The 22100-nt window shown below is 55.3% G+C and carries 19 protein-coding genes and 1 pseudogene; 12 read left to right on the top strand and 8 right to left on the bottom strand.

Annotated features, from left to right (window positions below; genetic code table 11):
- The first annotated feature begins 7 nt into the window (after positions 1-7).
- The 3 genes and pseudogenes from ACOT1A_RS03060 (at position 8) to ACOT1A_RS03050 (ending at position 1558) form a co-directional block, all read left to right on the top strand.
- Entirely contained in the window at positions 8-178 is a 171-nt protein-coding gene (locus ACOT1A_RS03060) for a YfgG family protein (RefSeq protein ID WP_017383512.1), read from the top strand.
- A 156-nt stretch (positions 179-334) separates the two neighbouring features.
- A complete protein-coding gene (locus ACOT1A_RS03055; RefSeq protein WP_276170120.1) occupies positions 335-802 on the top strand; it encodes a DUF6130 family protein in 468 nt (155 codons plus the stop codon).
- A 10-nt stretch (positions 803-812) separates the two neighbouring features.
- A pseudogene (locus tag ACOT1A_RS03050) lies at positions 813-1558 on the top strand (alpha/beta fold hydrolase).
- A 130-nt stretch (positions 1559-1688) separates the two neighbouring features.
- On the opposite strand, the gene ACOT1A_RS03045 reads toward ACOT1A_RS03050, so the two are convergent.
- Positions 1689-2525 carry a MipA/OmpV family protein gene (locus ACOT1A_RS03045; protein WP_276170121.1) on the bottom strand — a complete coding sequence of 279 codons (837 nt, stop codon included), beginning with the start codon at positions 2523-2525 and terminating at the stop codon, positions 1689-1691.
- Between the two features lie 205 nt (positions 2526-2730).
- Here ACOT1A_RS03045 and ACOT1A_RS03040 point away from each other — a divergent pair, with 205 nt between their 5' ends.
- The 3 genes from ACOT1A_RS03040 to ACOT1A_RS03030 all read left to right on the top strand — a co-directional run bounded on the left by ACOT1A_RS03040 (position 2731) and on the right by ACOT1A_RS03030 (position 5443).
- A complete protein-coding gene (locus tag ACOT1A_RS03040) occupies positions 2731-3408 on the top strand; it encodes a response regulator (protein ID WP_038416495.1) in 678 nt (225 codons plus the stop codon).
- Positions 3408-4796 (top strand): sensor histidine kinase, encoded by a 1389-nt coding sequence (locus ACOT1A_RS03035; RefSeq protein WP_250116276.1) that lies wholly within the window; start codon positions 3408-3410, stop codon positions 4794-4796. Before ACOT1A_RS03040 ends, ACOT1A_RS03035 begins: the two co-directional genes overlap by 1 nt.
- Positions 4797-4963: 167 nt before the next feature.
- On the top strand, positions 4964-5443 hold the full coding sequence (locus ACOT1A_RS03030) for an RrF2 family transcriptional regulator (RefSeq protein WP_003860591.1): 480 nt from the start codon (positions 4964-4966) through the stop codon (positions 5441-5443).
- A gap of 66 nt (positions 5444-5509) precedes the next feature.
- Here ACOT1A_RS03030 and oqxB read toward each other — a convergent pair whose 3' ends face one another.
- Positions 5510-8662: a multidrug efflux RND transporter permease subunit OqxB gene (gene oqxB / locus ACOT1A_RS03025; RefSeq protein ID WP_276170122.1), complete on the bottom strand. Its 3153-nt coding sequence runs from the start codon at positions 8660-8662 to the stop codon at positions 5510-5512.
- A gap of 23 nt (positions 8663-8685) precedes the next feature.
- Positions 8686-9861 (bottom strand): efflux RND transporter periplasmic adaptor subunit, encoded by a 1176-nt coding sequence (locus tag ACOT1A_RS03020; protein ID WP_045308556.1) that lies wholly within the window; start codon positions 9859-9861, stop codon positions 8686-8688.
- A 334-nt stretch (positions 9862-10195) separates the two neighbouring features.
- Between ACOT1A_RS03020 and ACOT1A_RS03015 the strand changes: the two genes are divergently transcribed.
- The 3 genes from ACOT1A_RS03015 (at position 10196) to ACOT1A_RS03005 (ending at position 12268) form a co-directional block, all read left to right on the top strand.
- Positions 10196-10549, top strand: coding sequence for a helix-turn-helix domain-containing protein (locus ACOT1A_RS03015; protein WP_063146749.1), 354 nt, complete (start codon positions 10196-10198; stop codon positions 10547-10549).
- Between the two features lie 460 nt (positions 10550-11009).
- Entirely contained in the window at positions 11010-11525 is a 516-nt protein-coding gene (locus tag ACOT1A_RS03010) for a DUF2778 domain-containing protein (protein WP_074143131.1), read from the top strand.
- A gap of 251 nt (positions 11526-11776) precedes the next feature.
- A complete protein-coding gene (locus tag ACOT1A_RS03005) occupies positions 11777-12268 on the top strand; it encodes an Hcp family type VI secretion system effector (RefSeq protein WP_023300702.1) in 492 nt (163 codons plus the stop codon).
- Positions 12269-12427: 159 nt separating this feature from the next.
- On the opposite strand, the gene guaA is transcribed toward ACOT1A_RS03005, so the two are convergent.
- Together guaA and guaB are read right to left on the bottom strand one after the other, a co-directional pair.
- On the bottom strand, positions 12428-14005 hold the full coding sequence (gene guaA / locus ACOT1A_RS03000) for a glutamine-hydrolyzing GMP synthase (protein WP_006811514.1): 1578 nt from the start codon (positions 14003-14005) through the stop codon (positions 12428-12430).
- Positions 14006-14073: 68 nt separating this feature from the next.
- Positions 14074-15540 carry an IMP dehydrogenase gene (guaB, locus tag ACOT1A_RS02995; RefSeq protein ID WP_003860601.1) on the bottom strand — a complete coding sequence of 489 codons (1467 nt, stop codon included), beginning with the start codon at positions 15538-15540 and terminating at the stop codon, positions 14074-14076.
- 159 nt (positions 15541-15699) lie between these two features.
- Between guaB and xseA the strand changes: the two genes are divergently transcribed.
- The 3 genes from xseA to ACOT1A_RS02980 are packed head-to-tail and all read left to right on the top strand — an operon-like array spanning position 15700 to position 18502.
- A complete protein-coding gene (gene xseA / locus ACOT1A_RS02990) occupies positions 15700-17073 on the top strand; it encodes an exodeoxyribonuclease VII large subunit (protein WP_058676987.1) in 1374 nt (457 codons plus the stop codon).
- A gap of 58 nt (positions 17074-17131) precedes the next feature.
- Entirely contained in the window at positions 17132-18151 is a 1020-nt protein-coding gene (locus ACOT1A_RS02985; RefSeq protein ID WP_023306696.1) for a M4 family metallopeptidase, read from the top strand.
- Positions 18152-18502 carry a protealysin inhibitor emfourin gene (locus ACOT1A_RS02980; RefSeq protein ID WP_023300706.1) on the top strand — a complete coding sequence of 117 codons (351 nt, stop codon included), beginning with the start codon at positions 18152-18154 and terminating at the stop codon, positions 18500-18502.
- Here ACOT1A_RS02980 and ACOT1A_RS02975 read toward each other — a convergent pair.
- The 3 genes from ACOT1A_RS02975 to der all read right to left on the bottom strand — a co-directional run bounded on the left by ACOT1A_RS02975 (position 18499) and on the right by der (position 22092).
- Positions 18499-18720: a zinc ribbon domain-containing protein gene (locus tag ACOT1A_RS02975; protein ID WP_023300707.1), complete on the bottom strand. Its 222-nt coding sequence runs from the start codon at positions 18718-18720 to the stop codon at positions 18499-18501. The genes ACOT1A_RS02980 and ACOT1A_RS02975 overlap by 4 nt on opposite strands.
- 58 nt (positions 18721-18778) lie before the next feature.
- The gene (locus ACOT1A_RS02970; protein WP_023306697.1) at positions 18779-20320 is read right to left on the bottom strand and encodes a peptide MFS transporter; all 1542 of its coding nucleotides are present in this window, start codon (positions 20318-20320) and stop codon (positions 18779-18781) included.
- 299 nt (positions 20321-20619) lie between these two features.
- Positions 20620-22092: a ribosome biogenesis GTPase Der gene (gene der, locus ACOT1A_RS02965; protein WP_022648998.1), complete on the bottom strand. Its 1473-nt coding sequence runs from the start codon at positions 22090-22092 to the stop codon at positions 20620-20622.
- Between the last annotated feature and the right edge of the window lie 8 nt (positions 22093-22100).

Here is a 22100-nt window from a genome sequence, read left to right as displayed (position 1 = left end):
TACGCGTATGCGAAAACGACATCGATTTAACACCCGGATGACCCGCATCATACTGCTCATCAGTTTCCTGTTTTTCTTTGGCCGCTTTGTTTATTCCTCCATTGGCGCCTGGTATCACCATCAGGACAAAATTCAGTCGCAGCAATCAGGTCTTGTAGTGGATTCGCCCGAGCGCTAAAGCGTGTTCGCTCCAGGCAGACAAACTGTATCGCACTGTATCCCGAGCGCTACGCTGACAAACCGGTACAAAACGCCCGCAAAAGCAAACATCCCCGATACATAAAAATGGTCTTCTGTGTCCCTCGCCATAATAAACTGATGAGGAGAGACACCGATGATTCGTCGATATTTCCTGCTTCCTGTATTTGCGCTGACGTCCTTTGCTGGCGCACTGGCCGCACCGTTGGATGGCCTGAGCGCCGCTGATGTTAATGGCCCGGCCGCCGTAGCGCCGCAGGAAAAACCCCAGCCGCCAGCAAAACTGATCGTCGACCCACCGCTGGCGGGACCGCTGAGTAAAAGTGCGGTCTTTATTCAGTACCGCGTCGAAAACCTGCGCATTGAACCTGTATTTGGACCCGACGCGCTGAAAGTCACTCCGCGTATCGGCCATATTCACGTAGTGGTGGATGACGCGCCCTGGCACTGGGCTGATACCAGCGGCGAGCCGGTGATCCTGGTCGGGCTGCCCGCCGGGAAACACAAGGTAACCATCATCGTTGCCGACCCGACGCATAAGCCCATCGACCATAAAACCGTTGAATTCACCGTACCGCCCCACGCGGCGGTTCATCACTTTTAAGGAGCCTGTTATGAAAGCATTGTCTGTATTAACAGCGGCGCTGCTGGCGGTTTCCACCAGCGCGCTGGCAGAGACGAAAGCCAGCGTGGTGCTGGTGCACGGGGCGTTTGCCGACGGGAGCAGCTGGAATAAGGTGATCACCCGGCTGCAAAAACACCATACCGAGGTCATTGCGGTACAACTTCCGCTCACGTCTCTGAAAGATGATGTCGCCGCCACGCAGCGTGCTATTGCCCGGGCTCATGGGGATGTGGTGCTGGTCGGTCACTCCTGGGGCGGGACGGTAATCAGCGAGGCGGGAAACAATGCCCGCTGAAGTCACTGGTTTACGTTGCCGCTTTTGCGCCGGATTCCGGCCAGTCGACGGCAGAACTGGCAAATAGCTTCCCTGATCCGCCAGGGAGCGCCAGCCTCCTTAAAACGGCAGAGGGGTATTTATATCTGCCGACAAAAGCGGTCAGCGAGAATTTTGCCCCTGACGTGAAGGACGTTGAGCGCAGCGTGATTGCCGCGACGCAGAGCCCCATTAAGGCCAATGCGTTTGGGGAGAAAGTCGCGCATGCCGCCTGGCATGACAAACCGAGCTGGTATGTGGTCAGCAAACATGACCGGATGATCAATCCTGAGCTTGAGCGCGCAATGGCGAAGAAAATCAACGCCAACACCACGGAGGTTGCGGCAAGCCATGTATCGATGGTCAGCCAGCCGGACGTTGTTACCCGTACGATTGAACAGGCGTTATCGGGTCAACAGTGATAAAAAAAGCCCGCATGATGAACGGTCCGACTTCGGGCCACGCCATCCTACGGGCTTTATGTACTTCCGGCTCCTGTAACGGGGTTATGTGCGGTTTTGTCACAAACGCGCCTTCGCCCTCACTGAACCATCAGAAGCTATACGTCACCTTCAAACTTCCCACAGGAGACGTTTTTCGCTGAACAATGGGGCTATCGCCCGCCTCTCCCGTCAGCTGCGTAACGCCAGCTGCGGCAAGCAGGCTCCAGCGGGAGGTGAGCTTATGGGTCCAGTCCAGGTTCAGCGAATAGGCGTATATGCCCGATCCGGCATCATGTCGGGCAAATCCCGATGCGGCCGACTGGGCGGCGCTGACCCCGTAGTACGTTTGCATGTACTTGCTGGATCCCCAACTGCCGGTCAGCGCCAGCGTCACCGAGTTTTCAGGAGAGGTGTAGAGCGGGCTGGCAATGCCAAAGTGCACAGCCTCACCGTTGTCTCTTTCCGAAACCGGGACCTCAGCCTGCAGCTGCACGTTAAGCCAGTCAGTTATCCTGTACCCCAGCCCCGGCACAACGACGGCCGAGCCTTTGATGTCACCCATCCCCCGCAGGTAGTCGCTGCCGGAGGCGATTGAATCGCTGCTTACGTCGCGCTCCTTACGTCCTGCGCGATAGCTCAGCGCAGCGCTGTAATCCAGGTTGCCAACGCGGTTGCCGTAGCCGAGCCCGCGGGTGGTACTGATAAAGAGTCCATTTGCCATCGCGTAATCAACCACCTGAGCCGCAGTAACGCGGCTCTTATCCGAACCGGAATAGCGTGGCGCAACATCCACGCCGCCCCCCAGGGTTAAAACGTTGCCCTGGCGCTGCCCGGCCGCCAGCGCCGGGGTAGCCAGTAACGCCAGGACGGCCCCCGACAGGATGCTTTTCACGCTGCGACCGATGAGTGAACGGGGGAACCTGTGACGCAGTTTGCAGTTTCTCATTAAAGAAGCCCTTTTGGATTCAGATGGTTACGATTCAGGCGGTGTTAAACGCCAGCGCGCTCATTCTGAATACCCTCCCTAAGGTTCTTATGAGCCGAAAATGAAGAAACGCTGAAGCACGTGCTGGTTCTGTAAAGCTGAATGATTTCCTGATACCGTTTTTTTCTTAAGCTGTTCTTCATCCACTGCTGATACCGTTACCTTTGTGAAAATTCTACTAATTGAAGACGACCTGGATCTCGGCAACGGCGTACGTTTCGCCCTTGCAGATCAAGGATTTGATGTCATATGGGTACGCCGGAAAGAGGATGCGCTGCATCAGCTTGAGCTCTGCGTGCCGGAGCTTATCCTGCTCGACCTGGGGCTGCCCGATGGCGATGGCATGAGCCTGATGACGCGCCTGCGTCAGCAGCTCCGGGGGATCCCCGTCATTATCCTGACGGCGCGAGGCACGCTGCAGGACCGCCTGTGCGGGCTGGACGCGGGCGCGGACGACTATCTGGTCAAACCTTTTGTTCTCGCCGAGCTGCTGGCACGCGTGAGAGCCCTTGCGCGACGCAGTTACGGTTTTGAAAATGAGGCAATAGAAATTCGCGGTTTGTCGCTTCATATTCCGACGCGTCGCGTAACGGTGAGCGCACGCCACGTTGAGCTGACGGCAAGCGAATATGCGCTGCTTGAAACGTTAATGCTGCGCGCCGATCGCGTGCTTACGCGGCGGTATCTGGAAGAGAGGATATTCGGCACGAAAGAAAATCTCAGCAACGCGCTCGACGTGCATATGGGTAACCTGCGGCGAAAAATTGGCGATGGCTTTGTGCGAACGGTGCGGGGCGTAGGGTACGTCATTGATACCGTACCGGTTCAGAAGGCGGCAGGTTGATGCATAATTTTTGGTACCGCCTCAGGCTCCCTACGCTGGTCAGGCGAATGCTGGTCGCCCAGATGCTGCTGCTTACGTTGCTCTGGTGTTTCTTTTTAACCTTCATTTTGCTGGAGGACCTGCGCAGCCCTCCAATACTCACGGGCAGTGAGACTTACGAAACCCTCTTTTCCCTGGTTGAGAGCATGGAGGATAGGCCGCAGGCGCGTAATGAGGTGCTGGCCGCGTTCAGCAAGGCGCTGCGGGAGGGGTATGGCGGCGGTGAAGATCCGGAACTCGCTATCAACCTGATCGTTCGCAAGCATAATGAGATTATTTTTTCTTCGCGTGGCGCGCCAACGGAGGTGAAAAATAGCCGCCTGGGGGAAATGCAGCGCGTCCGGACTGGAGACCACACCTGGACGAGCCGCACGCTCAAATCCGCGCGCTCCGACGTTGAAGTCACCCTTTTCACCCCGGCTGGCAGCTGGAATTTCTTTATCTACCTGAACTCGCGCGGCTATTACGTCATGCCGCTGCTGGTATGCATCCCTTTTCTTCTGTTTCCCGCGTGGCTGTCAATCCGCATCGCGATGCGCCCCTGGAACAGGGTAGTGAATGAAATTTCATTGCGCACGCCAGACGATCTCTCTCCCTTAAAAGCCGTTCCCAGGCACAGGGAGATGCGCCAGACGGTGGACGCGATTAATGACTTTCTCGCCAGGGTGCGGGAAAGCGCCGAAAGGGAAAGGGTGTTTATTGCCGATGCCGCGCACGAGCTGCGTACGCCGCTGGCCGCGATGCGAATCAACGTCGAGGCGCTGCAGTCCTGGGTCATCAGCGAAAGCCAGCAGGAGCTGCTTGCAGGCATTGTTCGCAGCAATAGCCGTGCTGCTCGTCTCGTCAATCAGCTTCTGCTGATGAAGCACAGCGAAGCGCACATCGACACGGTAATGGAGCCTGTGCCGCTGACAACGCTTATTCAGGAGCGAATGGCCGCACTGGAGCCGCTGGCATCGGCACGCGGGATTGAGTTTGAATTCTTCGCCGACGATGAAATCCATGTCGCAGGCATTCGGGAACGTCTGGTGTCGCTGATCGACAATTTAATTGAGAATGCCGTGAAGTATAGCCCTGAGGGTGGACGCATTGAGGTACAACTGCAATCGCGTGATAAGTCCGCTCAGCTGCGCGTCTCAGACGCGGGCCCCGGTATCCCGGTTGAACTGCGGGAGCGCGTGTTCGACAGATTTTTCCGCGATCCTAATCAGACCCAAAGCGGGAGTGGACTGGGGCTTGCCATCGTCAAAGCCGTTACGCAGCAACACAACGGCAGGGTCAATCTGAATACGTCAGCCGAAGGTGGTCTTATGGTGACCGTTGATTTCCCGAATCCGGCGTTCGCATGAACGTAAACCCGGCGCTACACGTCCTGACATGTGTCAGCGCAGCGTTACTTCACGTATGCCGCAGATTGCTTCAATAAAATTACCGTATTTGTTATATTGTTACTTACTGATTATTCACCTCTGCGGTGCCAAAAAGAACAAGATTCACCGCAACCCAGGACAGAAAAATGTTAGATTACCGCTTCCCGACAGCTTTGCAGATGGTTCTCAGCGTAGCGATGGCGGAGCAATCGGGTGAACGTTCGACGAGTGCAATCCTGGCTTACGGCCTGGAAGCGAATCCGAGCTTTATCCGCAAATTAATGGTTCCTCTCGCCCGCGACGGCATTATCGTCTCCACGCTTGGCCGCAACGGCTCTATTCACCTTGGCCGCCCGGCTGAAGAGATCACCCTGCGTGATATCTACCTTTCCGTCACTGAAGATAAAAAGCTGTGGGCGTCCCGTCCTGACGTCCCGGCCCGCTGTGTGGTCAGCGCCAACGCCTGTTGGTACTTCAAATCAATCGCTGATGAAGCGGAGCAGGCTTCGTTAGCGGTTTTAGCGCGCCATACCGTCGCCAGCGCGCTGGAAGAGGTGAAAAAAGCCGATACCAGCGGGTGCGATCCGGTGCCGGAACTCTGTACGCAGCATAAAAAAGCGCCTTAATCCTGACGGATTGCGAAAAAAAAGCCGCCTTCACAATGAAGGCGGCTTTTTGTTATCTGCTACGTCCTACGCAGGCAACACCTCTCTTTCCGCTTTGCCGCGCGTCACGAATTTACGCAGCGTCACGTAAAAGACCGGCGTCAGGAACAGACCAAACAGCGTCACGCCCAGCATCCCGGAGAAGACGGTGATCCCGGTGACGCCGCGGACTTCTGCCCCTGCCTCGTGACCTAGGATCAGTGGAATGGTCCCGGCAATAAAGGCGATAGAGGTCATTACAATCGGGCGTAAACGCAGGCGGCACGCCTCCAGCGCAGCCTCCATGATGCCTTTGCCCTGAATTTCCAGCTCGCGGGCAAACTCCACGATAAGTATCGCGTTTTTACAGGCCAGCCCCATCAGCACGACCAGCCCCACCTGCACGAAGACGTTGTTATCGCCCCCGGTCAGCCAGACGCCGAACAGCGCGGAGAGCATCGTCATCGGCACGATAAGGATCACCGCCAGCGGCAGCGTCCAGCTTTCATACAGCGCCGCCAGCACCAGGAACGCCAGCAGCACCGCGACCGGGAAGACGATCAGCGCCGTATTGCCCTGGGTGGCCTGCTGGAAACTCAGGTCCGTCCATTCAATATTCATCCCGTTCGGCAGGATCTGCTTAGACATGGCGTCCAGCTGCGTCATCGCCTGCGCGGAAGAGAGCACGCGCGGGTCAGCATCACCAATAAGATCCGCCGCCGGGTAACCATTGTAGCGGATCACCGGGTCCGGCCCGTAGGTGGTCGTGATTTTCACCATACTGCCAATCGGCACCATTTCGCCCTGGTTATTGCGTGTGCGTAAATTCGCGATATCTTCCACGCTGTCGCGGAACTGCCCGTCGGCCTGTGCCATTACGCGCCAGGTCCGTCCAAACTGGTTAAAGTCGTTTACATATGACGAGCCCAGATAGGTTTGCAGCGTGCCGAAAAGATCGGTAAGCGATACGCCCTGCGCTTTCGCTTTATCACGGTCAACCTGCACATCCAGCTGCGGAACGTTAGCCTGGTAGGTTGAGATGGGGAAATGCATCCCCGGCGTCTGCATAATCGCCCCGGACATGGTGTTCACCGCGTTTTGCAGCGCGCCATAGCCCAGACCAGCACGATCCTGAATGTACAGCGAATAACCCGACCCTTGACCCAGCCCTAAAATCGGCGGCGGCAGAATCGAGAAGCCAAAGCCCTGCTGGATTTGAGCGATTTTCGCATTGATCTCCGCGTTAATTTCCGTCGCAGTATGTTTACGCTGGTCGAACGGCTTCAGGCCAAAGAAGACCGTCCCGGTGTTCGGCGTATTGGTGAACTGGAGCGCGTTCAGGCCAGGAAACGCGACCGCATAATCCACACCTTCGGTATTCATCCCGATTTCGCTCATTTTGCGGATCACCGCATCGGTGCGCGCCAGCGACGAGCCTTCCGGCATTTTCACGCCGCCGATCAGGTACAGCTTATCCTGCGTCGGAATAAACCCGCCGGGTACGACTTTAAACATCACACCCGCGGCACAAAGCAGCAGCAAATAAACCGCAAACACTGCACCGCGTCGGCCAAGCGTTTTCCCTACCAGTCCCTGATAGCCGGTCGAGCTGCGATGGAAAAAGCGGTTAAACGGACGGAAAATCCAGCCGAACAGACGATCGATAATCCGGGTCGGGAAATCTTTCGGGGCACCATGCGGCTTCAACAGCAGCGCGGCCAGCGCCGGAGAAAGCGTCAGCGAGTTGATCGCGGAGATCACCGTGGAAATAGCTATCGTTACCGCAAACTGTTTGTAGAACTGGCCGGTCACGCCAGAGAGGAACGCCATCGGCACAAACACTGCACACAGCACCAGCGCAATGGCGATAATCGGCCCGGACACTTCACGCATCGCCTGATGCGCCGCCGCAAGCGGGGCGAGCCCCTCTTCGATATTTCGCTCGACGTTCTCCACCACCACGATGGCATCATCCACCACGATACCGATGGCCAGCACCAGCCCGAACAGGCTCAGGGTATTCAGCGAGAAGCCCAGCAGGTAAAGAATGCTGAAGGTACCCACCACCGATACCGGCACCGCGATCAGCGGGATGATCGACGCGCGCCAGGTTTGCAGGAACAGGATCACCACCAGCACGACCAGCACCACCGCTTCCAGCAGCGTTTGTACAACCGCACGGATCGAGTCGCGCACAAATACCGTTGGGTCGTAAGGTGCCGCCCACTTCATATCGTCCGGGAATCGCGTGGACAGTTCGTCCATTTTGGCGCGCACCGCGTTAGACAGATCGATGGCGTTTGCCCCCGGCGACTGGAAGATACCAATCCCGACCGCGTCTTTATTGTTCAGCTGGGAGCGCAGCGCATAGCTGCCGGAACCCATCTCGATACGCGCCACGTCGCGCAGGCGGACGACCGTACCGTCCTGCGTTGTTTTCAGGACAATATTGCCAAACTCTTCTTCGGTATGCAGACGGCCCTGGGCGTTAATGGAGATCAGGAAATCGCTCTCTTTCGGCAGCGGCTCGGCGCCAAGCTGCCCGGCGGAGACCTGTACGTTTTGCTCCTGCATCGCCGTCACCACGTCCGAGGCCGTCAGTCCGCGCGCCGCCACCTTGTTTGGATCCAGCCAGACGCGCATCGCGTATTCACCCGAGCCGAAAATCTGGATCTGACCCACGCCGGGCAGACGCGCCAGCTCGTCCTTCACCTTCAGCGTGGCGTAGTTACGCATATACAGTGAATCGTACTTACCGCCAGGCGAAAAGAGATGCACCACCAGCGTCAGCGTTGGCGACTGTTTCTGAGTCGTGATGCCCAGACGCCGAACGTCTTCCGGCAGACGCGCCTCGGCCTGTGCAACGCGGTTTTGCACCTGTACCTGCGCCTGATCCGGGTCGGTACCCGGACGGAAGGTGACGGTAGTCACCAGCACGCCGTCGGAGCCCGCGACGGATTTCATGTACATCATGTTTTCAACGCCGTTGATCGCCTCTTCCAGCGGCGTCGCCACGGTTTCGGCAATCACTTTCGGGTTGGCGCCCGGGTACTCGGCGCGCACCTGCACGCTTGGCGGCACGACATCAGGATATTCGCTCACCGGCAGCAGCGGGATGGCGATTAATCCTGTGATAAAAATCAGAATCGACAGTACGGCGGCAAAAATCGGCCTGTCGATGAAAAAACGGGAAAAGTCCATGGATTGGATTCTCAGGTAAGGGATCAGTTGAGGGCGGCGCTGGCGGTCATGGCAACGGTTTTCGCGTTAACCGGCATACCCGGCATAAACACTTTTTGTAAACCATCGACGATGACTTTATCCCCGGGTTTCAGCCCCTGCTGTACGATACGTAAACCGTCGGCCAGACGCCCCGGCGTAATATCGCGGCGCTGCGCTTTCCCGTCTTTATCTACGACATAAACATACTTACGATCCTGATCGGTCAGCACCGCCTTATCGTCAACAAGCGTGGCTTTAAATTCCGCACTGCCCGGCAGGCGCACGCGTGCGAAGAGTCCCGGCGTGAACTGACGCTGTGAGTTATCCAGCAGCGCACGCATGCGGATTGTACCGGTACTCGGCGTGAGCTGGTTATCCAGGAAATCCACTTTGCCCTGATGGGGATAGCCCTCCTCACCCGTCAGACCAATCTCCACCGGCAGCGCCGTGTGGTGACTGGACGCCCCCTGCCCGCTGCGGGCCAGGTTCTGATAGTGAAGATAGGTGGACTCGTCCACGTCGAAGTAGACGTAAACCGTCTTCTGTGAGACCAGGGTGGTGAGCACGCTGGCGCTGTCACCCGCAGTCACCAGGTTACCGCTGGTGATCAGCGCCCGGCTGGCGCGACCGTCGATAGGCGCGGTCACTTTGGTGAAGTCGAGGTTGAGCTGCGCGGCATCAACCGCCGCCTGCGCCGCGCGAATATCGGCCTGTGCCTGGGTAGCAGCGGAACGGCGCTGCTCCCACTCTTCACGGGATACCACGTTGGTATTGACTAATTTATCGGTACGGTTAGCCTCGCTTCGCGCCAGGCTGGCCTGCGTTTTGGCTCTCGCCAGGTTCGCCTGCGCCTGTTCCAGCGCCGCGCGATAGGTTCGGTCATCAATCGTGAACAGCACCTCGCCCTTTTTCACCTCCTGGCCGTCGGTGTAATTCACTTTATCAATGTAGCCGGAGACGCGTGGGCGCAGCTGAACGCTTTCCACCGCTTCAATGCGACCGTTAAAGCTGTCCCACTGGCTAATGGATTTCACCACCACGTCAGCTGCGCTGACGACGGGCGCTTGCGGTGCGGCATTTTGCGCGACGCTGTCATCGCACCCGACGAGAAGCGCGGAGAGTAAAACCACCCCCGTCGCGCTCAGATGAAAGTAACCCCAGGTTTTTTGCAGGCTCATTATTTTTATTCCGGTTATTGTAGCCGCCGGGCAAGACGCAGCGGGAGGCGCCGCGCCACTTCCTTTGTCCGGTCTGGCTTAAGGCCATTTGTGTCGTTCATCGCCACAAAACTGTAACAGTTGCGAATACACTATCGCGGCGATTGTAGGAAGGCGCTTAATTAAGTGCAAGAATAATTGTTGCACTTTATGTGCTATTTGCGGCGAAGGTAAATCACGGGTTTTGAGAAGGGATTTAAATGTAACAATAAAACTTGCAATTAATATCAAAACGGGCCACCTTTAAGTGCAACAAACAAAGATGCTTTTAATGCGTGGCGTAGGGGGAAGCAAGATGAACACGAGTGCATTCATTCACGATTTGCTCGACTGGATCGACAACAACCTTGATAGCCGCCTGGACATTGAAACCGTCTCCAGGCGAGCCGGCTATTCGAAATGGCATCTCCAGCGGATCTTCAAAGAACATACCGGCTCCCCTCTCGCTGAATATATTCGCGCGCAAAAGCTGCAAAAATCAGTTGAGCGCTTAGCCCAAAGCGATGAACCGATTCTGAACGTGGCGATCGCGCTGGGCTTTGACTCTCAGCAGTCCTTCAACCGCAGCTTTAAGCGTCAGTATGGTCAGGCGCCAGGGGCATGGCGACGCAGTATCGGCTGCCGTGGATCCCGACAGATGAGCCAATAATTCACGTCCCGTTCGGATATCAGTTACAAAAGAAAAACCCTCTGTAAAAGGGGGGTTATCAGTCTTAACTGCTTATGACGTGCAGAAAGGTTTACGGGCTTATTCCCACTCAATCATATCAGCTCAGTCCTTGCATTTTGGCTTTACGCTATTCTCGATAATCGGCTTTCTTATATATTGTCCTTAATCTCGTTGCGTCGAGGTTCCGAGCACAACTGTAGGGATGATTTTTGTCGGGATTATCTGTGGAACTTCACTTTATATTTTTATGAACACATCCCTTAAAACGATCTACTATCGGGTGTAGCTGTAAAATTGATATAGATCTACTTTCCAAAGGCAAGCCAACCTTTTTTAGAGTAAAATAATTAAATGCGCACTTTATGTATAGTTTATTTTAAAAACACACGCACTATATGCAGATAATTTTCATAAGCATCTATAAAGAAAAGAGAGATACATGACTTTGCATGGAAAGTTTATTATAAATGATGCTGATTACTCACCACTTGAATTTGATGGTGTTGGAGTCTTTATGGCTTTTTCTGGTAACGGTGCATACAGAAACAAAGGAGCATGTGGCATCATTCCTAACGTTGGACCGCTACCAAAAGGTAAATATTATATAGTAGACAGGCCTAAAGGAAGTATGGCTAACAGATTTAGAGCCTGGGGAGTCGATACATATAAAAGCACTTTTAGTTATCATGTTGATCATTCTGAATGGTTTGCTTTATTTCGCGACGATGGGAATATAGATGATTCTACATTTTACAAAAGCGTAGCCAGAGGTGGATTTAGGCTACATCCCGGTCAGGTATCAGAAGGGTGTATAACTTTACCAAGCCAATCAGATTACAATAGATTAAGAAACGCACTATTAAGAACAAAGAAAGCAAAGGTTAAAGGTCTTGATTTAGAATCCTATGGAACAATTGAGGTCATTATTGGTGGTTATCAGAAAACTTGTCCTTAGTTCTGTTAGAATGGTTCTTTTCATCGGCATATTCGCTATTGTTTCATGGTTAGATGTTTGCTACTTAACTGAACATCCATTAATAAGTCACGAAACAGCTATTAGAATTTCCTATTTAATTAGCAACAACCCAACACCCGAAGATATCTATTATAGTTATGATTATGTATTAATTTCATTCAACACTCTTACCTCTATCTTTTTCTACATCATAACAATGAAGTTAATTAAACTAATAAGGAGTAAATAAAATGCCTATCCCTCCCTATCTTTGGCTAAAAGATGATGGTGGTGCAGATATCAAAGGCTCTGTAGATGTTCAGGATCGTGAGGGCTCTATCGAGGTAATCAGTATGGGTCATGGTGTTAACCTTCCCGTCGATACTGCCAATGGAAAGATCACCGGAACACGCCAACATTCATCATTTAATTTTGAAAAAGAAGTCGACAGTTCCAGTCCCTATCTCTACAAAGCAGCAGCTACAGGGCAAACATTAAAAAGTGCAGAAGTAAAATTTTATCATATCAATGATGCGGGCCAGGAGGTGTGTTATTACACCGTATTAATGGAAAATGTAAAAATAACGGGTGTTAATTGTGGTGTGCCCAATGTTAAATTATCAGGCAATGATAAGTTAAATCATATGGAATCCGTCTCTATGCAATATGAAAAAATCACATGGCGTATTGTAGATGGGAATATCCAATTCTCTGATTCATGGTACGAGAGGCCAACAGCATAAATTTCTGTTACTTTCTGCGCCACAGTGCGTTCTGAAATTATGCTCTTCGTTGCTAACGCTGCCAGAAAGTGCCAGACATAAAAAACAAAAAAGCCCGCAGTTACGCGGGCTTAGAGATACTTTACTGCATTTAACTACAGGCTGTAGCCAGACGCGAAATCATTCCCACTCGATCGTCGCCGGTGGCTTGCCGCTGATGTCATACACCACGCGGGAAATGCCGTTCACTTCGTTGATGATGCGGTTAGACACGCGGCCTAAGAAGTCATACGGCAGGTGCGCCCAGTGCGCGGTCATGAAGTCGATGGTTTCAACCGCACGCAGGGAAACAACCCAGTCGTACTTGCGGCCATCGCCCATCACGCCGACGGAGCGAACCGGCAGGAACACGGTGAACGCCTGGCTAACCTTGTTGTACAGGTCAGCCTTGTGCAGCTCTTCAATGAAGATCGCGTCCGCGCGACGCAGCAGGTCGCAGTACTCTTTCTTCACTTCGCCCAGCACGCGTACGCCGAGGCCCGGGCCCGGGAACGGGTGACGGTAGAGCATGTCGTACGGCAGACCCAGTTCCAGACCAATCTTGCGCACTTCGTCTTTGAACAGCTCGCGCAGCGGCTCAACCAGGCCCATCTTCATCTCTTTCGGCAGGCCGCCCACGTTGTGGTGAGATTTGATGACGTGTGCTTTACCGGTTGCGGAGGCGGCGGATTCGATCACGTCAGGGTAGATAGTGCCCTGCGCCAGCCATTTCACGTCTTCCAGCTTCAGCGCTTCTTCGTCGAACACTTCCACGAATACGCGGCCGATGATTTTACGTTTCGCTTCCGGATCGTTCTCGCCTTTCAGCGCGTCCAGGAAGCGCTGTTCGCCTTCCACGTGAACGATGTTCAGACCGAAGTGGTCGCCGAACATGTCCATGACCTGCTGGGCTTCGTTCAGACGCAGCAGGCCGTTGTCCACGAAGACGCAGGTCAGGTTTTTGCCGATGGCGCGGTGCAGCAGCATCGCGGTCACGGAGGAATCCACGCCGCCGGAGAGGCCGAGGATCACTTTGTCATCACCAACCTGCTGGCGGATACGCTCCACGGCGTCGTCGATGATTTTTGCCGGGGTCCACAGGGCTTCACACTGGCAGATATCACGCACGAAGCGCTCCAGCATGCGCATACCCTGACGGGTGTGAGTCACTTCCGGGTGGAACTGCACGCCGTAGAAGCGTTTTTCTTCGTTCGCCATAATCGCGAACGGGCAGCTTTCGGTGCTGGCTACGGTCACGAAGTCCGACGGGATAGCGGTGACTTTGTCGCCGTGGCTCATCCATACGTCCAGCAGCGGTTTGCCGTCTGCGGTCAGGGAGTCTTCGATACCGCGCACCAGCGCGCTGTCGGTGACGACTTCTACCTGCGCGTAGCCGAACTCACGCTCGTTAGAGCCTTCTACGTGGCCGCCCAGCTGCATCGCCATAGTCTGCATGCCGTAGCACACGCCGAACACCGGTACGCCCGCTTCGAATACGTACTGTGGCGCGCGCGGGCTGTTCTCTTCGGTGGTGCTCTCCGGGCCGCCGGACAGGATGATGCCGCTTGGATTGAACTCGCGAATCTGTGCTTCCGTAACATCCCACGCCCACAGTTCACAGTAAACGCCCAGCTCACGCACGCGACGCGCCACCAGTTGAGTGTACTGAGAACCAAAATCGAGGATGAGGATGCGATGTTTATGAATGTTTTCCGTCATTGACGCTAATTCCGAGGCAAGTGAAACAGATTAAATAAATCGCCCGACACGAGGTCGGGCGAAGAAAATCATGATCCCAGACGGTAGTTCGGGGACTCTTTGGTGATCGTCACGTCGTGCACGTGGCTCTCCTGGATACCCGCACCGCTGATGCGTACGAATTCCGCTTTGGTACGCAGCAGGTCAATGGTACCACAGCCGGTCAGTCCCATACAGGAACGCAGGCCGCCCATCTGCTGGTGGATGATCTCTTTCAGACGGCCTTTATAGGCCACGCGGCCTTCGATGCCTTCCGGTACCAGTTTGTCAGCGGCGTTATCGGTCTGGAAGTAACGGTCGGAGGAACCTTTGGACATCGCGCCCAGGGAGCCCATACCGCGGTAGGATTTGTAAGAACGGCCCTGGTAGAGTTCGATTTCGCCCGGGGATTCTTCGGTACCGGCCAGCATGGAGCCCACCATCACGGCTGCGGCACCTGCGGCGATCGCTTTGGCGATGTCGCCAGAGAAGCGGATACCGCCGTCCGCGATAACCGGAATACCGGTGCCTTCCAGCGCTTCAACCGCGTCAGACACCGCGGTGATCTGCGGAACGCCCACGCCGGTGACGATACGGGTAGTACAGATAGAGCCAGGGCCGATACCCACTTTCACCGCGCTGCAACCGGCTTCCGCCAGCGCGCGAGCACCTGCGCCCGTAGCCACGTTACCGCCGATGATCTGGAGATCCGGGTATTTAGCACGGGTTTCACGAATACGTTGTAGAACGCCTTCGGAGTGGCCATGTGAGGAGTCAATCAGCAGCACGTCAACGCCCGCGGCAACCAGCGCGTCAACGCGCTCTTCGTTACCTGCGCCCGCGCCAACCGCAGCGCCGACGCGCAGACGGCCATGCTCGTCTTTACAGGCGTTCGGTTTACGTTCTGCTTTCTGGAAATCTTTAACGGTGATCATGCCACGCAGGTGGAAGTTCGCATCCACAACCAGCGCTTTCTCAACACGTTTTTCGTGCATTTTCGCCAGCACCACGTCGCGGGTTTCGCCTTCGCGAACGGTCACCAGGCGCTCTTTTGGCGTCATATAGACGCTGACAGGCTGGTTCAGGTCAGTCACGAAACGCACATCACGACCGGTGATGATGCCCACCAGCTCGTTGTCTTCGGTCACAACCGGGTAACCTGCAAAGCCGTTACGCTCGGTTAGCGCTTTCACTTCGTGCAGGGTGGTGGTTGGCAGAACGGTCTGAGGATCGGACACGATACCGGATTCATGTTTCTTCACGCGGCGAACTTCTTCCGCCTGACGCTCTATAGACATGTTTTTGTGGATAAAGCCAATGCCGCCTTCCTGTGCCAAAGCGATAGCCAGACGCGCTTCAGTCACGGTGTCCATTGCTGCGGAGAGCATAGGAATGTTCAGACGAATGGTTTTCGTCAACTGCGTGCTGAGGTCGGCAGTATTCGGCAGAACGGTGGAATGAGCGGGAACGAGGAGGACGTCGTCAAACGTCAGTGCTTCTTTAGCGATACGTAGCATGGGCAATATCTCTGACCTGGGTGGTTAAATATTGCCGTGGCATTATACAGAGCGTAACCGATTGCATCTACACTTTTTTGAAAAAAATGCTTGCGATCGCCTCTCAGCAGGTTACTATCGACTGAATAACTTGCTGATTTAGAATTTGATCCCGCTCACATGTTATCCTCTCAATCCCCCTCAATTTATACTGTCAGCCGCCTTAATCAGACGGTGCGTTTGCTGCTTGAGCAGGAAATGGGACAGGTCTGGATCAGCGGTGAAATCTCTAACTTCACGCAGCCTGCTTCCGGTCACTGGTACTTTACGCTAAAAGACGACACCGCTCAGGTGCGCTGCGCGATGTTCCGCAACAGCAATCGTCGCGTGACGTTCCGCCCTCAGCATGGCCAGCAGGTTCTGGTTCGCGCCAACATTACCCTGTATGAGCCGCGCGGCGATTATCAGATTATCGTCGAGAGCATGCAGCCCGCTGGTGAAGGCTTGTTGCAGCAGAAGTACGAGCAGTTAAAAGCCATGCTTTCGGCTGAGGGATTGTTTGACCAGCAGTTTAAAAAGCCCCTGCCCTCACCTGCCCACTGTGTTGGAGTTATCACCTCGAAAACCGGCGCGGCGCTGCACGATATTTTGCACGTCCTGAAGCGCCGTGACCCTTCCCTGCCCGTCATTATCTACCCGACCGCCGTTCAGGGTGACGATGCGCCAGGGCAGATCGTGCGCGCGATTGAGCTGGCGAATGCGCGTCAGGAGTGCGATGTCCTGATCGTCGGGCGCGGCGGCGGCTCGCTGGAAGACCTGTGGAGCTTTAACGACGAGCGCGTGGCGCGGGCAATCTTTGCCAGCCTTATCCCTGTGGTGAGCGCCGTCGGCCATGAAACGGATGTGACGATAGCCGATTTTGTCGCGGATTTACGCGCGCCCACGCCGTCCGCGGCGGCAGAGGTGGTCAGCCGTAATCAGCAGGAGCTGCTGCGCCAGATCCAGAACGGGCAGCAGCGCCTGGAGATGGCGATGGACTACTTCCTCGCCAACCGTACCCGCCGCTTTACCCAGCTTCATCATCGTCTGCAACAGCAGCATCCGCAATTGCGTCTGGCGCGTCAGCAAACCGTACTGGAGCGTCTGCGTCAGCGGATGAACTTCGCGCTGGATAACCAGCTTAAGAGAGCGATATCGCGCCAGCAGCGCACGACTCAGCGTCTGAACCAGCAGAATCCGCAGCCAAAGATTTATCGCGCACAAACGCGTATCCAGCAGCTTGAGTTCCGCCTCGCGGAAAATATCCGCTCACGCCTGAGCGCCACCCGCGAGCGTTTTGGCAATGCGGTCACCCATCTGGAAGCCGTCAGCCCACTCTCCACGCTGGCCCGCGGCTATAGCGTGACCACCGCGACGGACGGCAAAGTGCTGAAGCAGACGAAGCAGGTTAAAGCAGGGGATGTGCTCACCACCCGGCTTTCTGACGGCTGGGTCGAGAGTGAAGTGAAAGAGATCAAACCGGTGAAAAAAACGCGTCAGCGTAAAAGCGGATAAATCTTCGCCGGTTACAAACTATACTGCTGCTATTGCCTTTTTTAATAAGGAGAGCAGCATGCCCCATCTACATAGCGTCATCCCTCCGTATATTCTTCGCCGTATTATCGAAAGCGGTTCTGAGCCGCAGCAGCGCTGCGCCCGTCAGACCTTAACCCACGTCCAGACGCTGATGGCCCATATGCCGGGCAAACCCGCCGCGCCGCATGTGAATAAAGCCGGTCAGCTTGAGCGTGACATCTACGATGCGAAACAGACCCAGGAGCTGCCGGGTACCCAGGTACGCTATGAAGGCCAGCCCTCCAACGGAGATGTGGCGGTGGATGAAGCGTACGATTATCTGGGTATTACCCATGATTTCTTCTGGAAGGAATATCAGCGCGATTCGCTCGATAACAAAGGGCTGATCCTCACCGGCACCGTGCACTATGGCCGTGAGTATCAAAACGCCTTCTGGAACGGCCAGCAGATGGTCTTTGGCGATGGCGACGGGGAAATCTTCAACCGCTTTACCATTGCCATCGACGTGGTAGCGCATGAGCTTAGCCACGGTGTGACGGAGACCGAAGCCGGACTCATCTACTTTGAACAATCGGGCGCGCTGAACGAGTCGTTATCCGACGTGTTCGGTTCGCTGGTGAAGCAATACCATCTTAAGCAAACCGCCGATAAAGCAGACTGGCTGATTGGTGAAGGGCTGCTGGCGGAGGGCATCAACGGGAAAGGGCTTCGCTCCATGTCTGAACCCGGCACGGCCTATAACGATCCGCTGCTCGGTAAAGATCCGCAGCCCGGGCATATGAAAGATTTCATCAAAACGCGCGAGGATAACGGCGGCGTACACCTTAACTCCGGTATCCCCAACCGCGCGTTTTACCTGGCCGCAACGGCGATCGGTGGCTACGCCTGGGAAAAAGCGGGTTATGCCTGGTACGACACGGTTTGCGATCGCAACCTGGCGCAGGATGCGGATTTTGATGCCTTTGCAAAACTGACGATAGCGCACGGCGAGAAACGCTCTGGTAGCGACGTTGGGGCGGCTATAAAACAAGCCTGGGAACAGGTAGGAGTGCTGTAAATGCAGGTTCCGGAACTGACGGATGACGCCGTGGTTGAGCTGGCCCGGGAAGGCGGCGTCGCTTTTATCCCTAAGCTGAGCGGCCAGCGCACCATTGCGCTCTCCTCGCTTAATGAGGCCCAGCGCCAGCGCCTGGTGAGCATTCTGGAGCAGGCTTTCCCGCGCGGCCAGCCGCCCGGGCAAGCCTCTTCCCCCGGCAGAGGTGACCAGCGCTATTTCCGCATCCAGATTATCTGGACCGGCCAAAATCAGGCGCACTACGCCGATATCATCGTGCTGGTACCCGAGCAGGAAGCTCCCGAGTCGCTGGTGGAACTGTGGCAGAAAGGTGAAGGCTGCGTGTGCGATTAACCTTCAGCCCGAACAAACTCCACGCGTTTTTTAGAGATAAGACCGTGGCCGTTCTGGCAAAAGTAATCCACCGCACCGCAGGCCTTGAGTACCTGAAGCGGTTGATGGCAATCAGGGCAGCGCGCTTCGAGGGGAATATCGTTATTGCAGCTGTCGCAGTGCGCGATACCGTTTTGCGGCTCGAGCGCTGCGTGGCAATCCGGACAGGTTATCGACATGCTCTCTCCTGTTGAGGTGGGCCGGGGCTGGATAACTGCCCCGGCAGGCTGAATAGTATCAGGCTTCGGTAGCCGGTTTTGTCTGCACATTTTCCAGCATGCGACGCACCGGAACAATGAGGACGATCAGCACCGCAGCACAAATCAACAGCGCGATGGAGCAACGGGCAAAGAGGTCCGGCAGCATATCCAGCTGGTCGGCCTTCACGTGACCACCAATCAGGCCCGCAGCCAGGTTACCCAGCGCACTGGCGCAGAACCACAGGCCCATCATCTGACCGCGCATTCTTTCCGGCGCCAGCAGGGTCATGGTTGCCAGACCAATCGGACTCAGGCACAGTTCCCCGAGCGTCAGCATCAGGATACTGCCTACCAGCCAGAACGGAGAAACCCCTGCTCCACCGTTGCTCAGCACGTTCTGTGCCGCCAGCATCATCAGGCCGAAGCCCGCCGCCGCGCACAAAATACCGATCACGAACTTGGTGATACTGCTCGGGCGAATATTATTGCTCGCCAGCTTCGGCCATGCCCAGCTAAATACCGGTGCCAGCAGAATGATGAACAGGGCATTAATCGACTGGAACCACACCGCCGGGATCTCAAAATCACCGATCATGCGGTTAGTGTAGTCGTTGGCGAACAGGTTGAAAGAGGTTGGCTTCTGCTCGAACGCGGACCAGAAGAACGCGGCGGAGACCAGCAGAATAAAGCATACCAGCAGCCTTGCGCGCTCTTTGCGATTCAGCCCGGCGAAGATGAACAGGTAGATGAAGTAGAGCGCGACGGAGGCGGCAATCACATATACCAGCACGCTGGCCACCGCGACCGGATTAATCACAATCACGCCCTGGGCAATCAACGTGACGATGATTGCAACACCCACAGCCAGCGCCAGCAGCCAGGCACCCACGCCGTTACGTTTCACTACTGGACTGTTCCAGGTGGAGTCCAGACCGACTTCGCTGTCGTAGCGCTTCATGGCCGGAACGGCAAACACGCGGAAGATAATCAGGGCGACCAGCATCCCGATACCGCCGATACCAAAGCCCCAGTGCCAGCCGTGGGTTTTAATCAGCCAGCCGGAAATCAGAGGAGCAATGAACGAGCCCATGTTGATGCCCATATAGAACAGCGAGAAACCGCCGTCACGACGCGCATCGCCCTTTTTGTAGAGGGTACCGACCATGACCGAGATACAGGTCTTGAACAGGCCGGAGCCGAGCACGATGAACATCAGGCCGATGAAGAACAGGTTGTCGCCCATAATGGCCGACAGGGCAATCGACAGGTGCCCAAGCGCAATCAAAATCGAACCGTACCAGACGGCCCGCTGCTGGCCGAGCCAGTTATCCGCCAGCCAGCCGCCCGGCAGTGCGGCGAGGTACATGGTGCCCGCGAAGATGCCGACAATCGCCGAGGCGTTTTCACGCGCCAGGCCCATCCCCCCGTCGTACACGGTGGCGGCCATAAACAGGATCAATAGCGGGCGAATACCGTAAAACGAGAAACGCTCCCACATCTCGGTGAAGAACAGCGAACCGAGCGGATAAGGATGGCCGAAGAAGGTTCGGCTCTCTTTTTGATTAACAGAGGATTGCATAATTCTCCCGAAAAGGTATGTGTCGTGCTTGTAAACACCAGCATGTACGCCGAACGGTTACGTATCCGATCGATTTTTTACATGCGGCGAAATATTGGTTAACCATTTGATAACCAGGCGCTAGTTTTGTCTAGTACCGAACCCTGGACTTTAAGATGAAAATTCGACGATTGTCTACTTTCTTAGATATAAACATGGTTAAAAGCGAATAGTGATTGACATCACAAAGGGAAGGCAGGCCTTTTGAATGAGCGAAAAAAACCCGCGACAGGCGCGGGTTTTAGTGAGTTCGGTAAGAATTATTTGCTTTTCTTAATGTGCTTAATCAAACGCTTACGCTTACGCATCTGGTTCGGCGTCAGGGTATTACGTTTATTCGCAAACGGGTTTTCCCCTTCCTTGAACTGAATACGGATAGGCGTACCCATCACGTCCAGCGACTTACGGAAGTAGTTCATCAGGTAGCGTTTGTAGGAGTCCGGCAGGTCTTTCACCTGGTTACCGTGGATCACCACGATAGGCGGGTTATACCCCCCGGCGTGGGCATATTTCAGCTTCACGCGACGACCGCGCACCAGCGGCGGCTGGTGATCTTCTGCTGCCATGTTCATGATACGGGTCAGCATCGCCGTGCTCTGGCGGCGGGTAGAGCTGTCATAGGCTTCACGAACGGATTCGAACAGGTTGCCTACGCCGCTGCCGTGCAGGGCAGAGATGAAGTGAACGCGGGCAAAGTCGATAAAGCCCAGACGGAAGTCCAGCGTCTCTTTCACCTGTTCGCGTACTTCATTGCTCAGGCCATCCCACTTGTTGACGACGATAACCAGTGAGCGCCCGCTATTAAGAATAAAGCCGAGCAGAGAGAGATCCTGATCGGAGATACCTTCACGTGCGTCAATAACCAGCAGCACCACGTTGGCGTCTTCAATCGCCTGAAGTGTTTTGATCACCGAGAATTTTTCCACTACATCGGTGATTTTCCCGCGCTTACGCACCCCTGCAGTGTCGATAAGTACGTACTCACGTTCATCGCGCTGCATTGGAATGTAAATGCTGTCACGCGTTGTGCCTGGCATGTCGTAAACCACCACGCGCTCTTCGCCTAGAATACGGTTAGTAAGCGTAGACTTACCTACGTTTGGGCGACCAACGATAGCCAGCTTAATCGGCAGATCCTGCGGGTTGAAGTCATCTTCCGGCTCTTCCTCGCCTTCCTCTCCGGCTTCAAACTGTGCCCAGTATTCGGCGTCTTCGTCCACCTCTTCCGGCGGGTTTACTTCATCAACCCACGGCAGCAGAACGGTTTCCAGCAGGCTGGTGACGCCACGGCCATGCGAGGCCGCGATAGGATAAATATCACCCAGACCTAAAGACCAGAAATCCGCAACGGCCTGATCGGCATCGATACCGTCAGTTTTGTTCGCCACCAGGAAGGTTGGCTTTTCGCGTGAACGCAGATGTTTAGCGATAGCGGAGTCCGCGGGCATCAGGCCAGCGCGCGCATCCACCATAAACAGAACCACATCCGCTTCTTCGATAGCCAGCAGAGATTGCTCTGCCATGCGGGTTTCTACGCCGTCTTCCGTACCGTCAATACCCCCGGTATCGATACAGATGAACTCGCGTCCTTCCACCTCTGCACGACCGTACTTACGGTCACGCGTCAGCCCCGGGAAATCCGCAACCAGCGCATCACGGGTGCGTGTTAAACGGTTAAAAAGAGTGGATTTTCCAACGTTAGGGCGCCCGACAAGCGCGACCACAGGTACCATGTTTGAAG

This window comes from Enterobacter cloacae complex sp. SYL003, assembly GCF_049236925.1.
In the GTDB taxonomy this organism is placed as follows: domain Bacteria; phylum Pseudomonadota; class Gammaproteobacteria; order Enterobacterales; family Enterobacteriaceae; genus Enterobacter; species Enterobacter intestinihominis.
The sequence above is the reverse complement of the archived record's forward strand: the minus strand, read 5'-3'. Positions and strand labels throughout refer to the sequence as shown.

Excerpts from the sequence above, each read along its gene's own strand:
- ACOT1A_RS03060 (WP_017383512.1), top strand. The coding sequence starts at position 8 with ATGCGAAAACGACATCGATTTAACACCCGGATGACCCGCATCATACTG.
- ACOT1A_RS03055 (WP_276170120.1), top strand. The coding sequence starts at position 335 with ATGATTCGTCGATATTTCCTGCTTCCTGTATTTGCGCTGACGTCCTTT.
- ACOT1A_RS03045 (WP_276170121.1), bottom strand. The coding sequence starts at position 2,525 with ATGAGAAACTGCAAACTGCGTCACAGGTTCCCCCGTTCACTCATCGGT.
- ACOT1A_RS03035 (WP_250116276.1), top strand. The coding sequence starts at position 3,408 with ATGCATAATTTTTGGTACCGCCTCAGGCTCCCTACGCTGGTCAGGCGA.
- ACOT1A_RS03030 (WP_003860591.1), top strand. The coding sequence starts at position 4,964 with ATGTTAGATTACCGCTTCCCGACAGCTTTGCAGATGGTTCTCAGCGTA.
- oqxB (WP_276170122.1), bottom strand. The coding sequence starts at position 8,662 with ATGGACTTTTCCCGTTTTTTCATCGACAGGCCGATTTTTGCCGCCGTA.
- ACOT1A_RS03020 (WP_045308556.1), bottom strand. The coding sequence starts at position 9,861 with ATGAGCCTGCAAAAAACCTGGGGTTACTTTCATCTGAGCGCGACGGGG.
- ACOT1A_RS03015 (WP_063146749.1), top strand. The coding sequence starts at position 10,196 with ATGAACACGAGTGCATTCATTCACGATTTGCTCGACTGGATCGACAAC.
- ACOT1A_RS03010 (WP_074143131.1), top strand. The coding sequence starts at position 11,010 with ATGACTTTGCATGGAAAGTTTATTATAAATGATGCTGATTACTCACCA.
- ACOT1A_RS03005 (WP_023300702.1), top strand. The coding sequence starts at position 11,777 with ATGCCTATCCCTCCCTATCTTTGGCTAAAAGATGATGGTGGTGCAGAT.
- guaA (WP_006811514.1), bottom strand. The coding sequence starts at position 14,005 with ATGACGGAAAACATTCATAAACATCGCATCCTCATCCTCGATTTTGGT.
- guaB (WP_003860601.1), bottom strand. The coding sequence starts at position 15,540 with ATGCTACGTATCGCTAAAGAAGCACTGACGTTTGACGACGTCCTCCTC.
- xseA (WP_058676987.1), top strand. The coding sequence starts at position 15,700 with ATGTTATCCTCTCAATCCCCCTCAATTTATACTGTCAGCCGCCTTAAT.
- ACOT1A_RS02985 (WP_023306696.1), top strand. The coding sequence starts at position 17,132 with ATGCCCCATCTACATAGCGTCATCCCTCCGTATATTCTTCGCCGTATT.
- ACOT1A_RS02980 (WP_023300706.1), top strand. The coding sequence starts at position 18,152 with ATGCAGGTTCCGGAACTGACGGATGACGCCGTGGTTGAGCTGGCCCGG.
- ACOT1A_RS02975 (WP_023300707.1), bottom strand. The coding sequence starts at position 18,720 with ATGTCGATAACCTGTCCGGATTGCCACGCAGCGCTCGAGCCGCAAAAC.
- ACOT1A_RS02970 (WP_023306697.1), bottom strand. The coding sequence starts at position 20,320 with ATGCAATCCTCTGTTAATCAAAAAGAGAGCCGAACCTTCTTCGGCCAT.
- der (WP_022648998.1), bottom strand. The coding sequence starts at position 22,092 with ATGGTACCTGTGGTCGCGCTTGTCGGGCGCCCTAACGTTGGAAAATCC.